11 protein-coding genes and 1 pseudogene are annotated in these 14,356 nt (G+C 35.5%); 1 reads left to right on the forward strand and 11 read right to left on the reverse strand.

Translation table 11 applies throughout. The annotated features are described in order from the left end of the window. Positions 1-55: 55 nt before the first annotated feature. The 4 genes and pseudogenes from ACPBEH_RS11565 to ACPBEH_RS11580 all read right to left on the reverse strand — a co-directional run bounded on the left by ACPBEH_RS11565 (position 56) and on the right by ACPBEH_RS11580 (position 1,664). Positions 56-235: a hypothetical protein gene (locus tag ACPBEH_RS11565; RefSeq protein WP_424350081.1), complete on the reverse strand. Its 180-nt coding sequence runs from the start codon at positions 233-235 to the stop codon at positions 56-58. 50 nt (positions 236-285) lie between these two features. Beyond that, a complete protein-coding gene (locus tag ACPBEH_RS11570; RefSeq protein ID WP_424350082.1) occupies positions 286-420 on the reverse strand; it encodes a hypothetical protein in 135 nt (44 codons plus the stop codon). Then, positions 419-811 (reverse strand): annotated as a pseudogene (locus ACPBEH_RS11575) (Fic family protein); the annotation flags it as partial. The pseudogene ACPBEH_RS11575 and the gene ACPBEH_RS11570, both read right to left, overlap by 2 nt. A gap of 28 nt (positions 812-839) precedes the next feature. Then, positions 840-1,664 carry a Fic family protein gene (locus ACPBEH_RS11580; protein WP_424350083.1) on the reverse strand — a complete coding sequence of 275 codons (825 nt, stop codon included), beginning with the start codon at positions 1,662-1,664 and terminating at the stop codon, positions 840-842. A 73-nt stretch (positions 1,665-1,737) separates the two neighbouring features. On the opposite strand from ACPBEH_RS11580, the gene ACPBEH_RS11585 reads away from it, so the two are divergent. Next, positions 1,738-2,807, forward strand: a protein-coding gene (locus tag ACPBEH_RS11585; protein ID WP_424350084.1) for an IS3 family transposase whose coding sequence is annotated in 2 segments (ribosomal slippage) — positions 1,738-1,954 and positions 1,954-2,807 — 1,071 coding nt in all. Because the reading frame shifts where the segments join, the coding sequence is not laid out codon by codon here. Between the two features lie 320 nt (positions 2,808-3,127). Here ACPBEH_RS11585 and ACPBEH_RS11590 read toward each other — a convergent pair. The 7 genes from ACPBEH_RS11590 to ACPBEH_RS11620 form a co-directional block, all read right to left on the reverse strand. Next, the gene (locus ACPBEH_RS11590; protein ID WP_424350085.1) at positions 3,128-3,811 is read right to left on the reverse strand and encodes a transposase; all 684 of its coding nucleotides are present in this window, start codon (positions 3,809-3,811) and stop codon (positions 3,128-3,130) included. 257 nt (positions 3,812-4,068) lie between these two features. Beyond that, the gene (locus ACPBEH_RS11595; protein ID WP_424350086.1) at positions 4,069-4,290 is read right to left on the reverse strand and encodes a hypothetical protein; all 222 of its coding nucleotides are present in this window, start codon (positions 4,288-4,290) and stop codon (positions 4,069-4,071) included. A gap of 305 nt (positions 4,291-4,595) precedes the next feature. After that, a protein-coding gene (locus ACPBEH_RS11600) for an IS3 family transposase (protein ID WP_424349193.1) occupies positions 4,596-5,665 on the reverse strand; the annotation gives its coding sequence in 2 pieces (ribosomal slippage) (positions 4,596-5,449 and positions 5,449-5,665; 1,071 coding nt in all). Between the two features lie 220 nt (positions 5,666-5,885). Beyond that, positions 5,886-10,676, reverse strand: a complete 4,791-nt coding sequence (locus tag ACPBEH_RS11605) for a MucBP domain-containing protein (protein WP_424350087.1) — start codon at positions 10,674-10,676, stop codon at positions 5,886-5,888. A 525-nt stretch (positions 10,677-11,201) separates the two neighbouring features. Next, the gene (locus ACPBEH_RS11610) at positions 11,202-11,939 is read right to left on the reverse strand and encodes a helix-turn-helix domain-containing protein (RefSeq protein ID WP_424350088.1); all 738 of its coding nucleotides are present in this window, start codon (positions 11,937-11,939) and stop codon (positions 11,202-11,204) included. A gap of 314 nt (positions 11,940-12,253) precedes the next feature. Continuing rightward, the gene (locus ACPBEH_RS11615; protein WP_424350089.1) at positions 12,254-13,603 is read right to left on the reverse strand and encodes a sensor histidine kinase; all 1,350 of its coding nucleotides are present in this window, start codon (positions 13,601-13,603) and stop codon (positions 12,254-12,256) included. Then, on the reverse strand, positions 13,582-14,253 hold the full coding sequence (locus ACPBEH_RS11620) for a response regulator transcription factor (protein ID WP_424350090.1): 672 nt from the start codon (positions 14,251-14,253) through the stop codon (positions 13,582-13,584). The genes ACPBEH_RS11615 and ACPBEH_RS11620 overlap by 22 nt, the downstream gene beginning before the upstream one ends. Positions 14,254-14,356 lie beyond the last annotated feature (103 nt).

The raw sequence follows: 14,356 nt of genomic DNA on the forward strand, positions 1-14,356 counted from the left end.
CATAGTTTAATCTGATTATCAAATACGTTACCAAAATCAAGTATAGCTTTCATGATTATAATAACTTTTCTTTTCCTGTTTCGCCACTATCTTCAAATAGATCTATCATTCTTTCTAAAGCTAGATCATTAAAACCAAGAGACAGGACAGGTTCAAATCTATCCCTAGTAGCATCGTATCCAGAATCCCATTCAGGGTCTCTTTTCTTTTTGGCAATAATATCATCAATTTTCATTTTCTAACCATTTCTTTCTAATGTGAAGCGCGTGATACATAATATAATTTTTAACGTTCCAAATTATTTGATTGATTTAGTTCGTGTTTATAACGCACGGTTTTGATTTCATCTTGATTATCCTGATCAATTGGCTTACTCAATTCAATCTTACGTTCATAGTTAGATGGTAGTACGCTAATCATTATATCGATCAACTATCTCATCAAGATTGCTCCTTGTAATGACTTCTGGTGGAAAATAGGACTCATGCGAATGTTCATCAATTGTAATCGCAATCCGATCATCATCATTATAATAAGCATTCCTTAAATGTCCTGGCATACTAGGTTGTTCATTGGAATCACTACTGAAGGCCTTATTAACAGCAATAATGCCATCAGTTGAAAAGCCAATCTTCTTAATAACTTCAATTCCCTTTAAGGAATCTTGAAAAATAGCAATATCATCCACATTTTGTCGAAGAGGTTTAGTAGAACCTTCATCTAGCGCTTTTTTTGTCTGTAAGACGGTACTGCCATACCCATTTAATGACCCAAGCGACGTTATAAACCGTGCTAATGCTGTATTATTCACTGCTTATCACCTCTCTACAAAATAATACTTATCTTTCAAACTCATTACTTCTTTTAATCGCAGATTTTAATTTCAAATTTGTATCTTTTTTGGCTTCTGCAATATTTTTTTCATTTCTAGCAAGTATTTCATTTCTTTGAACTAATGTTTCCTCGGTTTTATCTGCAATATAATCAACAAATGGATCCATATTACCGTCTTTATTACCTGCTTCTAAGGCATCAATATAACTATTACGTTGCTGTTCGTCACCCTTTAGATTAACTATCGGATAACCATTCTCAGACAATGCAAAATTCATTAGAAGTCTTGCTGTCCGGCCATTGCCGTCGGCAAATGGGTGAATCGTAACAAATTTATAATGTAATTTAGCTGCATATTCAACAGGATGTAATTTGTTCGCGTTTTCTTTTGACCAGTCGATTAATTCATCAACCTTAAATGGGACATCAACTGCATCTGCATACGGATTATCCGCCAATGGCACACTACTAGGTCTAACGTTAATCGCTCTGAATGCACCTGCTTCAGAACGATCTTTACTCGTGTTGTACGTAACAATTCTATTGATATCCCGAATTACGGTCTTGTTCAATTCCTGTTTAGTCGTAATAAGATCTTGCATATAGTCATATGCTTCACTTAGATCAACAACTTCTAAAGTATCTTTTAATGATTTTTCATTCACTGTTACGCCGCGCATAATTGCTTCGGTTTCATTTCTAGATAACGTATTCCCTTCGATTTTATTCGAATTAAAGACGTGTTCTAGTTTCGTCTCTTGTTCTAACGATTCTAACTGACGCTGATCAAGTGGCCGGTAATTATCCATTTCTATTTTTAACTTTGTCAATCTGTCTAAGGCTCCTATGATGGAATTACGGACAAAATGTTCGATATAATACATCATAAAGGAGCCTTTTATTATGGCAATTAAATATTCAAATGAATTTAAAGAGTCGATTGTTAGCTTAAGTCAGACTGGCCGTTCGGCCAACTCACTGGCTAAAGAATACAACGTCAGTGTTTCAACGGTTACTAAGTGGATTAAACAAGCTGATCCTAACAACACTAAAGTGCTATCATCAAATGAACGTGCTTTGATTAAAGAAAATAAACGGTTAAAAGAAGAACTTGATATTTTAAAACGAGCGGCGGTGCTCATGGCAAAAAGCTAATTATTAAGGGGCGTACCCTCGTGTTAGAAATCGTCAACGCTAATTTACGTGCTGGGCACCGCATTACTCGTATCTTATCAGTACTCAAAATCCCGCGCTCAACCTACTATGATTATCTACATTGGCAGCCAAGTAGAACTGAATGCCGACGGCATTTACTTAAGCAAAAAGTGTTAGCGGTTTGGTTAAGATATCCAATGTATGGCTATCCACGATTAACGATCTTACTAAATCAACAGTCTGATATTCACGTTAGTCAGCGTCTGGTCTATCAACAAATGTGTGAATTAGGGATTAGATCTAGAATGGTTAAACGAATCAATAAGCCAACCACTCAGACTGATTATGATCAGCGACCAAACTTGATTAAGCAGTTAACTGATCAATCTGGTGTTTTATTGACTGATATTACGTACATTCCCCTTAACCATACTTGGTGTTACCTAGCTAGTGTCTATAATCCAGTAACCCGACGGGTTATTGCTTACCAACTTAATACGCAGATGACTAAAGAACTAGCGACTAACGTTATTACCCAAGTCATGGCGCAAGCAGTTAAACCACAAATTATTCATAGTGATATGGGAAGCCAATACACAAGTGACTTATTTGAGAGCGTTTTATCGAAGTATGGTATCAAGCATTCTTACTCCCGTAAGGGTCAACCCGGCGATAACGCGCGAATTGAAAGTTTTCATTCAATTTTGAAACGTGAATACGTTAATTTCCAAGATTTTAAGACAATTCATGAAGCAACCGCCGGAATTGATAACTATATTCGTTGGTATAACAGTGATCGTATTTCACTTGTAGCGTAGCTACAGACAATTGAATTTTTAATCAGCGCGCTCAAAACGTACGAATGTTGGGGGCTATTTAAAGCACCCTAAAGCGGTTTTAAAGGTTGATTTAGATTAAAATCTCTAACTCAGAAAATTAAATTAAGTAATTTAGATTGAAAGTCAAATTTGTTCGTACTTTTGTGTCCGGATTCTTGACATAGGAGCCGACGGACCAGCCTTTAACCATTTGTAATAGCCACTCCGACTAACTTTTAGTGAAGCACATAGTGCTTTTATTGAATACCGTTTTTCTTGGTGGAGCTCAGATACTGTTGTATATTCCAGGTCATTTGTGGTTAACGAAAATAACCGAATCTTTGTCTGAGCTCCACTTCTTTTTTTGCGATATCTGCTTCCATTTCTAAATACTGATTCCTATTTTTTAGACGTACATTTTCTAGCTTCAAGCGTTCTAATTCAGTTAATTCTTGCTTTTTCTTGTGATGACCACGTCCATCTTTTAAGCCTTCGGCTCCTGAATTTTCATATTTTTTAAGCCAGTTATAGATTTGTTGATAAGATACCCCATACTTTTGAATTGCTGCTTGATAATCTCGACCTTTTTTTAAAGTATATTCAACTATCTCAATTCGTTCTGTAAATGACGTACTACGACCGCTTTTCATAGACGAAAGCCCCAATCTTTTTGGTTTCCATTGCTTTCGTTCATTATAAAGCCTTATCCATTTTCTCAATACTAATCGGTCACTAATATCATATTTTTGTATTGCTTCGCTGATTAATAATCCGTTTTTTACTACGTCTATAACTGCGTCGTGCTTAATTTGTGGGGGATAATTTCTAACTATCTTGTAGGGACGAATCCCGTTAACGCCCCATTTTTGGTATTTTCTAATCCAGTCACGTAGTGATGATTTGGCTACAGAAAAATCTTTGCTGACGGCTGAGATTGATGCTTGATTATTTAGTACAGCTTGAACTGCTTCGAGTTTCTTTAAATATGAAATCCGTTTACTCACAAAAATACTCCTCTCTGGGTACACACTTTTTATAATTCAAGTGTCTACTTTGAGGGGAGTATATCAGAGTTAGGATAGGCTATATATATCTTATTGAAGTCAACCGTCTTTAGCGGTCTGCGTAGGAGCTGTGTTCGAGCACAGCTCCTTTTTCTATACCTTAATTATAACACCGCTTTTTTTAACTTGCAATTGATATAACATTGCTAAAATAGTCCACTGTACTAACCAATTTAGATAAATTTGTGTTACTAGGGTTATTCTTCTGAATAATCTGCGGAAATAACATCATCAGCATTGACCGTTAGCACTTGCTCGTCACCATAATAGAATTTATAGGTTAACGCTCGACCAATCCTTAAAAAATCACTTGCGGTAGCACTTATGTTAGAATCCGATGTTATAACAGTTACCCTAGTTACTTGTTGTAGAGTAGTAGTCGCTTTATCTTTTAGAGCTAGCTTCAAGATTTTATTCAAAGTGTCACAACCTTTCTCTCAGTTATATTAACATAATTTTTAAACAATAATCTACGAAAGAAAGAGCTGTTTTGTTGTTAAGAATTAGCCTAGCCATAATTTCTGATGTGGCAGTGGCTCCTATGTCAAGAATCCGGACACAAAAGTACGAACAAATTTGACTTTCAATCTAAATTACTTAATTTAATTTTCTGAGTTAGAGATTTTAATCTAAATCAACCTTTAAAACCGCTTTAGGGTGCTTTAAATAGCCCCCAACATTCGTACGTTTTGAGCGCGCTGATTAAAAATTCAATTGTCTGTAGCTACGCTACAAGTGAAATACGATCACTGTTATACCAACGAATATAGTTATCAATTCCGGCGGTTGCTTCATGAATTGTCTTAAAATCTTGGAAATTAACGTATTCACGTTTCAAAATTGAATGAAAACTTTCAATTCGCGCGTTATCGCCGGGTTGACCCTTACGGGAGTAAGAATGCTTGATACCACACTTCGATAAAACGCTCTCAAATAAGTCACTTGTGTATTGGCTTCCCATATCACTATGAATAATTTGTGGTTTAACTGCTTGCGCCATGACTTGGGTAATAACGTTAGTCGCTAGTTCTTTAGTCATCTGCGTATTAAGTTGGTAAGCAATAACCCGTCGGGTTACTGGATTATAGACACTAGCTAGGTAACACCAAGTATGGTTAAGGGGAATGTACGTAATATCAGTCAATAAAACACCAGATTGATCAGTTAACTGCTTAATCAAGTTTGGTCGCTGATCATAATCAGTCTGAGTGGTTGGCTTATTGATTCGTTTAACCATTCTAGATCTAATCCCTAATTCACACATTTGTTGATAGACCAGACGCTGACTAACGTGAATATCAGACTGTTGATTTAGTAAGATCGTTAATCGTGGATAGCCATACATTGGATATCTTAACCAAACCGCTAACACTTTTTGCTTAAGTAAATGCCGTCGGCATTCAGTTCTACTTGGCTGCCAATGTAGATAATCATAGTAGGTTGAGCGCGGGATTTTGAGTACTGATAAGATACGAGTAATGCGGTGCCCAGCACGTAAATTAGCGTTGACGATTTCTAACACGAGGGTACGCCCCTTAATAATTAGCTTTTTGCCATGAGCACCGCCGCTCGTTTTAAAATATCAAGTTCTTCTTTTAACCGTTTATTTTCTTTAATCAAAGCACGTTCATTTGATGATAGCACTTTAGTGTTGTTAGGATCAGCTTGTTTAATCCACTTAGTAACCGTTGAAACACTGACGTTGTATTCTTTAGCCAGTGAGTTGGCCGAACGGCCAGTCTGACTTAAGCTAACAATCGACTCTTTAAATTCATTTGAATATTTAATTGCCATAATAAAAGGCTCCTTTATGATGTATTATATCGAACATTTTGTCCGTAATTCCATCATAGGAGCCCCCCTTAGTTATCGATAATAGTCTACCAGGTAAACTATTTTGTAGCGTAGTAGGGTTAATTCCCTTTTAAAGTAATTTTCAATCAATGAACAGTTATCATCTTCTAGAAATTTTCGATGTAATCAATTCGATAAAATATGAAAGTAATAATTTTACTTATTCTTTTCGTCTTATTAACTTAACGCCACTAATTATAATTATAAGGGCTCCGATAATCGTTAATAGAACTGTATTCTGCTTTGCACTAGTTTGTGGTAACTTTTTGCTAGCATCATTATTATTTTGTTTATTTGAAATAGTTGTTTTGGTCTGTGTATCGTTATTACCCGTATAATTAGAGTCAGCGGCTTTCACTGGATCTTTCGTATAAACATAAGTTACCGTCTGCGCTTTATCTGAGAAAGTCCCATTGGGATTACCTTTGACTTCTTTGAAAGTATAGCCTTTGATCGCTTTTTGTTCAGTTACATATTGATCACCGATATTACCTGATTTAACTACATTATCAGCTAGCTTGTTGCCAGCTTCATCTTGATACTTGACTGTCACATCAGCGGCTTTCACTGGATCTTTCGTATAAACATAAGTTACGGTTTGGGGTTTATCTGAGAAAATCCCATTGGGATTACCTTTGACTTCTTTGAAAGTATAGCCTTTGATCGCTTTTTGTTCAGTTGTATATGGATCACCGATATTACCTGATTTAACTACATTATCAGCTAGCTTGTTGCCGGCCTTATCCTGGTACTTGACCGTCACATCAGCGGCTTTCACTGGATCTTTCGTATAAACATAAGTTACCGTCTGCGCTTTATCTGAGAAAGTCCCATTGGGATTACCTTTGACTTCTTTGAAAGTATAGCCTTTGATCGCTTTTTGTTCAGTTACATATTGATCACCGATATTACCTGATTTAACTACATTATCGGCTAGCTTGTTGCCAGCTTCATCTTGATACTTGACTGTCACATCAGCGGCTTTCACTGGATCTTTCGTATAAACATAAGTTACGGTTTGGGGTTTATCTGAGAAAATCCCATTGGGATTACCTTTGACTTCTTTGAAAGTATAGCCTTTGATCGCTTTTTGTTCAGTTGTATATTGATCACCGACATTACCTGATTTAACTATATTATCAGCTAGCTTGTTGCCGGCCTTATCCTGGTACTTGACCGTCACATCAGCGGCTTTCACTGGATCTTTCGTATAAACATAAGTTACGGTTTGGGGTTTATCTGAGAAAATTCCATTGGGATTACCTTTGACTTCTTTGAAAGTATAGCCTTTGATCGCTTTTTGTTCAGTGGTATATGGATCACCGATATTACCTGATTTAACTACATTATCAGCTAGCTTGTTGCCGGCCTTATCCTGGTACTTGACCGTCACATCAGCGGCTTTCACTGGATCTTTCGTATAAACATAAGTTACCGTCTGCGCTTTATCTGAGAAAGTCCCATTGGGATTACCTTTGACTTCTTTGAAAGTATAGCCTTTGATCGCTTTTTGTTCAGTTACATATTGATCACCGATATTACCTGATTTAACTACATTATCAGCTAGCTTGTTGCCAGCTTCATCTTGATACTTGACTGTCACATCAGCGGCTTTCACTGGATCTTTCGTATAAACATAAGTTACGGTTTGGGGTTTATCTGAGAAAATCCCATTGGGATTACCTTTGACTTCTTTGAAAGTATAGCCTTTGATCGCTTTTTGTTCAGTGGTATATGGATCACCGATATTACCTGATTTAACTACATTATCAGCTAGCTTGTTGCCGGCCTTATCCTGGTACTTGACCGTCACATCAGCGGCTTTCACTGGATCTTTCGTATAAACATAAGTTACCGTCTGCGCTTTATCTGAGAAAGTCCCATTGGGATTACCTTTGACTTCTTTGAAAGTATAGCCTTTGATCGCTTTTTGTTCAGTTACATATTGATCACCGATATTACCTGATTTAACTACATTATCGGCTAGCTTGTTGCCAGCTTCATCTTGATACTTGACTGTCACATCAGCGGCTTTCACTGGATCTTTCGTATAAACATAAGTTACGGTTTGGGGTTTATCTGAGAAAATCCCATTGGGATTACCTTTGACTTCTTTGAAAGTATAGCCTTTGATCGCTTTTTGTTCAGTTGTATATTGATCACCGACATTACCTGATTTAACTATATTATCAGCTAGCTTGTTGCCGGCCTTATCCTGGTACTTGACCGTCACATCAGCGGCTTTCACTGGATCTTTCGTATACACATAAGTTACCGTCTGCGCTTTATCTAAGAAAGTCCCATTGGGATTACCTTTGACTTCTTTGAAAGTATAGCCTTTGATCGCTTTTTGTTCAGTTACATATTGATCACCGACATTACCTGATTTAACTATATTATCAGCTAGCTTGTTGCCGGCCTCATCTTGATACTTGACTGTCACATCAGCGGCTTTCACTGGATCTTTCGTATAAACATAAGTTACGGTTTGGGGTTTATCTGAGAAAATTCCATTGGGATTACCTTTGACTTCTTTGAAAGTATAGCCTTTGATCGCTTTTTGTTCAGTGGTATATGGATCACCGATATTACCTGATTTAACTACATTATCAGCTAGCTTGTTGCCGGCCTTATCCTGGTACTTGACCGTCACATCAGCGGCTTTCACTGGATCTTTCGTATAAACATAAGTTACCGTCTGCGCTTTATCTGAGAAAGTCCCATTGGGATTACCTTTGACTTCTTTGAAAGTATAGCCTTTGATCGCTTTTTGTTCAGTTACATATTGATCACCGATATTACCTGATTTAACTACATTATCGGCTAGCTTGTTGCCAGCTTCATCTTGATACTTGACTGTCACATCAGCGGCTTTCACTGGATCTTTCGTATAAACATAAGTTACGGTTTGGGGTTTATCTGAGAAAATCCCATTGGGATTACCTTTGACTTCTTTGAAAGTATAGCCTTTGATCGCTTTTTGTTCAGTTGTATATTGATCACCGACATTACCTGATTTAACTATATTATCAGCTAGCTTGTTGCCGGCCTTATCCTGGTACTTGACCGTCACATCAGCGGCTTTCACTGGATCTTTCGTATAAACATAAGTTACCGTCTGCGCTTTATCTGAGAAAGTCCCATTGGGATTACCTTTGACTTCTTTGAAAGTATAGCCTTTGATCGCTTTTTGTTCAGTTGTATATTGATCACCGATATTACCTGATTTAACTACATTATCGGCTAGCTTGTTGCCAGCTTCATCTTGATACTTGACTGTCACATCAGCGGCTTTCACTGGATCTTTCGTATAAACATAAGTTACGGTTTGGGGTTTATCTGAGAAAATCCCATTGGGATTACCTTTGACTTCTTTGAAAGTATAGCCTTTGATCGCTTTTTGTTCAGTTGTATATTGATCACCGACATTACCTGATTTAACTATATTATCAGCTAGCTTGTTGCCGGCCTTATCCTGGTACTTGACCGTCACATCAGCGGCTTTCACTGGATCTTTCGTATACACATAAGTTACCGTCTGCGCTTTATCTAAGAAAGTCCCATTGGGATTACCTTTGACTTCTTTGAAAGTATAGCCTTTGATCGCTTTTTGTTCAGTTACATATTGATCACCGACATTACCTGATTTAACTATATTATCAGCTAGCTTGTTGCCGGCCTCATCTTGATACTTGACTGTCACATCAGCGGCTTTCACTGGATCTTTCGTATAAACATAAGTTACGGTTTGGGGTTTATCTGAGAAAATTCCATTGGGATTACCTTTGACTTCTTTGAAAGTATAGCCTTTGATCGCTTTTTGTTCAGTTGTATATTGATCACCGATATTACCTGATTTAACTATATTATCAGCTACTATGTTACCAGCTTCATCTTCATACTTAACTGTAACAGGTGCTGCATCTGGTGCAATAACAGTTATATTGATAGTCGCTACACCACTGAAAGCACCTGTAGAATTAATACTTTTGTCTATGAAACGATAAGACAATTGGTAGGTTTTTCCAGGTAATAGGTTTTTTCCGATAAATACGCCATTGGAGTACGAAAAATTATTATTCGGGTTGTTGACAAACGATTGGAAAGCTACCTGATTGCCATTTACACCAGTTAATTTCATTGGTGGTATTGTAATCGTCTCAGCGTAATTTACATCAACGTTTTCATCTACATTCTGAGTCAAAAAATTATATTGCTTTCTATTACCAGAATTGTAATAATCATAACTTGGACTAACATCTTTTATTTTATTATCAGGTAAAACTAAACCTGTTAAATTATCTAATCCTTTAATAAAATCAATATTTTCAATATTTGTATTCCCCATACTTAAATAGATTAGCTGCCTTAAAGAACTCAGTTTATTTAATTCAATTGAATTAGAAAATTTAATATCTGTCGCATAAAGTTGAGAAATACCAGTTAAATACTGCATACCCTCTAAAGAATCCACTGTAGACCCAGATTGGGTTGCCTTCAAATTAAAAATTCCCTTTATACTAGCAATTTCGGCTACAGTAGGAGTATATGTCTCCCAGTCGTTAATATGCTTTAATGCAGTATTTATCGCTTGTCTGACTACTAAATCTGGGATAACTACTTGGTCACTTGCATACATATTTCTAGGTGACTGTATATTTTCATTAATAACTTCATCCTTATTAATAGAATCAACAGCGTATTTTTTTGCTGGACTACCTACTCTTTTTAAAGATCCATTTAGCTGCTCAGTTTCGTTTTTTGGTACTTCATCTGAAATTGATTTAGCAGTAATTCCTACGGCTCTATCTGTAGCGATTTTATCAAGTTTTTCATCCGATTGTTCTATTTGTTGACTCTGATTCGATTCCACCCCAAAAACAATCATTGATTGGCTGAGTTGACTACATATTATTAACGAAGCAATTAATTTTCCTGTAAATTTTTTCATAAAAGACCTATTCTCCTTTTTGCTAATTATTCAAAGCGCTCAATGTAATCCATCTTCTCCGTTTACGATTAACTATATTGCCATTTTAACACGTAAGAGCGGTCTTTAAAAAATATTCGTTATCTAACCTGTCTTAATAGATATTTGGTCGGCAAACACCTTTATAAATGTTTTCATGTAACAAAACATTCACCATAAACTTACTTTAAATGTTTGGGTTCATATTTAATACCTGAAATATAATTACTTCCAGTCTCCACAGCACAACATAGATGACAAAATTCTCTGTTTCTCCAATAACCCACAGATTATTATTCATCTTTATTCAGTAAAATAATATGTCATATGAGCATATTCAAGACCAAAAAATATACTAAAAAAGTAACTCACTTTTACATGAGTTACCCTATAAAACATATTAAAAAACTTTAAAGTTGAATCGATTATAATTCACTTTATTTCCAGGGTTATTATTCACCAGCTTAACCAATTTAAATTCTCCCTAACACTATCCATTCTTCAATTTTACTTATGGATAATTCCATTCCGCTCTTTAGTACCTTCATGGATCATTTCTTGATATTCTGTTTTATACTTTAGCAAATACTCTTTGATTTTTGTCTTTTTTTCTGGAGTTGCTTTTTTATCAAAACTTAATACTTTAACATTTTTATCGACGTTAACTCTAGCACTGAAATCTATATTCTTATCATAGATAATAATTTCAAAGTGGGTGTTATCTATAACGTTAACGATCAAATTTGATTTTTTGACAATTACGTTAACTTTTTGTTCAGATAAAGGCACGCCAGTTAAGCCAGCAGGCACAATATAAGTCCAATAACTGATGCCATGTTTCTTTAGCTCGTATTCGTTCCCAGACGATCTATCTTTATCAGTAACATGCCAACCTTTTGTTACAAGATTTGATCGATAGGTATTTTCATCATGTCTTAATTTCTGGTTATAGCCGACATACACCAGTATCATTAGCCCCAGAATACATGAAACAATCTTATAAAATTTAAACCGCTTAGTCTTTTTACTAGTTTCTTTAACCATAATAGGATTCTCCCTTAATAATTTATCGAGAGAGAGATTAAATAGATCACTAAGTGCTACAATTGTATCTAAATCTGGATAGTTGCGCCCAACCTCCCAGCCAGAAACAGTAGAACGAGATACCATTAAAAGGTTTGCTAAAAAATCTTGTGTCCACCCTTTTTTTAACCGCTGTTCTTTAATTCGATCACCTATGTTCACTTAAAATCCCTCCTCAACTTATTATTATTAAATTATCTCTTAAAAAGCTAGTTATTTTACGTGTCATGCCTGGATATTACATGACACGTATTATATCATTCCCTGCGGGGCCTACTTTTAACCGACTTATTACATAGTTAATCTATTTTTGATGATATTACTTCATTATCAATATTAGAATTCCAAAATACCAATTACTAACCTAGCGAGTTTATAAAAATGAAAACAACTACTAAATTACTACCACATGATGAACATGTATATCAAATAAAGACGCCCTATAATCTACATAAGATTATCATCCTCACACATAACTATTGGGTTTCAATTGTCAACGTTACTTTAGCTCCAGAATCCGTATTTTCGAGATTCAAATATCCTCGGTGTTGCTGTGCAATCTTTTCAGTCAATGCTAAACCAATACCATAATTATCCAGAGAACGGCTATTATCTTGTTGCCAAAACATCTCTTTAGCATGTTTCAAAGCTTCAATCGAAAACCCACTTCCAGTATCTTCAAAAACAAATGAGGTGATAGTTGCCGTTTGGCTCACACTGATTTTAATATTTCCAGCCCTTGTCGTATATTGAATAGCATTTTCCACAATTGCGGTTAAGGCTCTTGCAAGTAATAAGGGTGAAGCTTCAACTGTATAGCTTTGACTGTAATCATAATTCATCAAAACTTCTTTGACATTTGCTAGTGGTTCCAATCCAACTATCACATCCTTTAGCAATGCGGTAACATCTATAATTTCTCTTTTTTCACCGAGTATCTCAAAATTTGAAACTTGCTGTAACACATCAACATATCGCTTAGCTTTTAAACCAGCATTATGGATAGCAATAACTAATACCCTATGTTCATCATCCAATTGATCCTCTAATAGCAATTCAGCATTCCCATTAATTACAGTTAATGGTGTTTTAATGTCGTGAGTTAAAGCAGCAATTTCTTGCTTATGTTTTTGTCGCGCTTGCCACTGCTGATATAATGAATTTTCTAATGCCACACGCATATCTTCCATTGATTGCAGAGCATCATTTAATTCACTAATTCCTGCGCTTGGTACAATAGGGACCTCTAAACTTTGTTCTCTAATTTGTTGGCTCGCGGATTCAACCAACAAAATATTTTTCTGTAATTTTTTAGTAACTAATTGTATAAAAAGTGTTAAGAAAATGAATAACGTTAAGACAGTAAGCATTAAGAATAGTAACCCTGGATTAGGGATCCATTGTCGAAAAACTCGATTGGTAAACTGTATTTTATATTGCCAAATAACTAAACAATAGCTTCCATTAGGGAAAAATATATAAGTACCATTAATGTATCTGTCATTTTTATCAGAATATTTAGTGATTGCTCTCTTTAATTTTTTTTTATTTAAAGATGTACTATTAATTTTTCCATGTTTATCAAAATAAACGTAGTCATAATAATCCGCATGAAGAGTACTAGGAAAGGCGTTTTTCTGTTTCATATTTGTTATCTCTGTATGCGCTTCAATTTCTCCAGTATTTGCTGGGGTAATCAGCTTAGCCTGAAATAGCAACAATAATATTATAATAGCAATTACGATTATTCCACTAATACCAGCAAATGCTTCAAGCAAAATACGGACTATATATCTATTTAGGCTTACTGTTTTTCTTTTTGCCATCGATAACCAACCCCCCAAATAGTTATGATTGGATCGAGAGAATAGGCTTTTAGTTTTCTGCGAATATTTTTAATATGCTCTACAATTACACTTTCATCGGATACGCCATCGTATCCAAAAATAGATTCATAAATTTGCCCCTTGGAAAAAGTGTGTCCCGCATTTTTTATTAAGAATGCACAAATACTATACTCTGATTTTGTTAAAGCAAGCGGAGTATCATTATAACTGATTTCCTTAAAATCAAAGTTTAAAAAAAGATCACCCATTTTTATAGCATGTATATGTTCTCTAGACTCTCGTCTAAGGTGCGCTGAAACGCGAGCCCTTAACTCGCCCACAGAAAAAGGCTTTTCAATGTAATCATCTGCACCTAAGCCTAAGCCGTAAATTAAATCAGTTTCAGAATTTTTTGCTGTAACAAAAAGAATCGGGGCATCAACAATTTGACGAATTCTTTTTAAATACTCAAATCCGTTTTCTTCTGGCATCATAATATCTAATAGAATTAAATCTGCAAATCTCAGTTTTTCATGAGTTACTTTTAATGTACAATGTTCTGTCATAACCCGATGCCCTTGACGTTCTAAAGTAGTTTTGATGAATCTTAAAATTTCAAAATCATCATCAATCACTAAAATTTCAGCCATATCTTTACCACCCCCTTAATTTGTAAACTCATTTACAACAAATCATATACTTATCTGAATCGAAACTAAAAAAGCTCAAAGTCATCTTTTATATATGGAATTA

It is taken from the genome of Latilactobacillus parasakei (assembly GCF_049674265.1).
Taxonomy (GTDB): Bacteria; Bacillota; Bacilli; order Lactobacillales; family Lactobacillaceae; genus Latilactobacillus; species Latilactobacillus sakei.

Coding starts and splice junctions, on each gene's coding strand:
- ACPBEH_RS11565 (WP_424350081.1), bottom strand. CDS start 235: ATGAAAATTGATGATATTATTGCCAAAAAGAAAAGAGACCCTGAATGG.
- ACPBEH_RS11570 (WP_424350082.1), bottom strand. CDS start 420: ATGATTAGCGTACTACCATCTAACTATGAACGTAAGATTGAATTGAGT.
- ACPBEH_RS11605 (WP_424350087.1), bottom strand. CDS start 10,676: ATGAAAAAATTTACAGGAAAATTAATTGCTTCGTTAATAATATGTAGT.
- ACPBEH_RS11615 (WP_424350089.1), bottom strand. CDS start 13,603: ATGGCAAAAAGAAAAACAGTAAGCCTAAATAGATATATAGTCCGTATT.
- ACPBEH_RS11620 (WP_424350090.1), bottom strand. CDS start 14,253: ATGGCTGAAATTTTAGTGATTGATGATGATTTTGAAATTTTAAGATTC.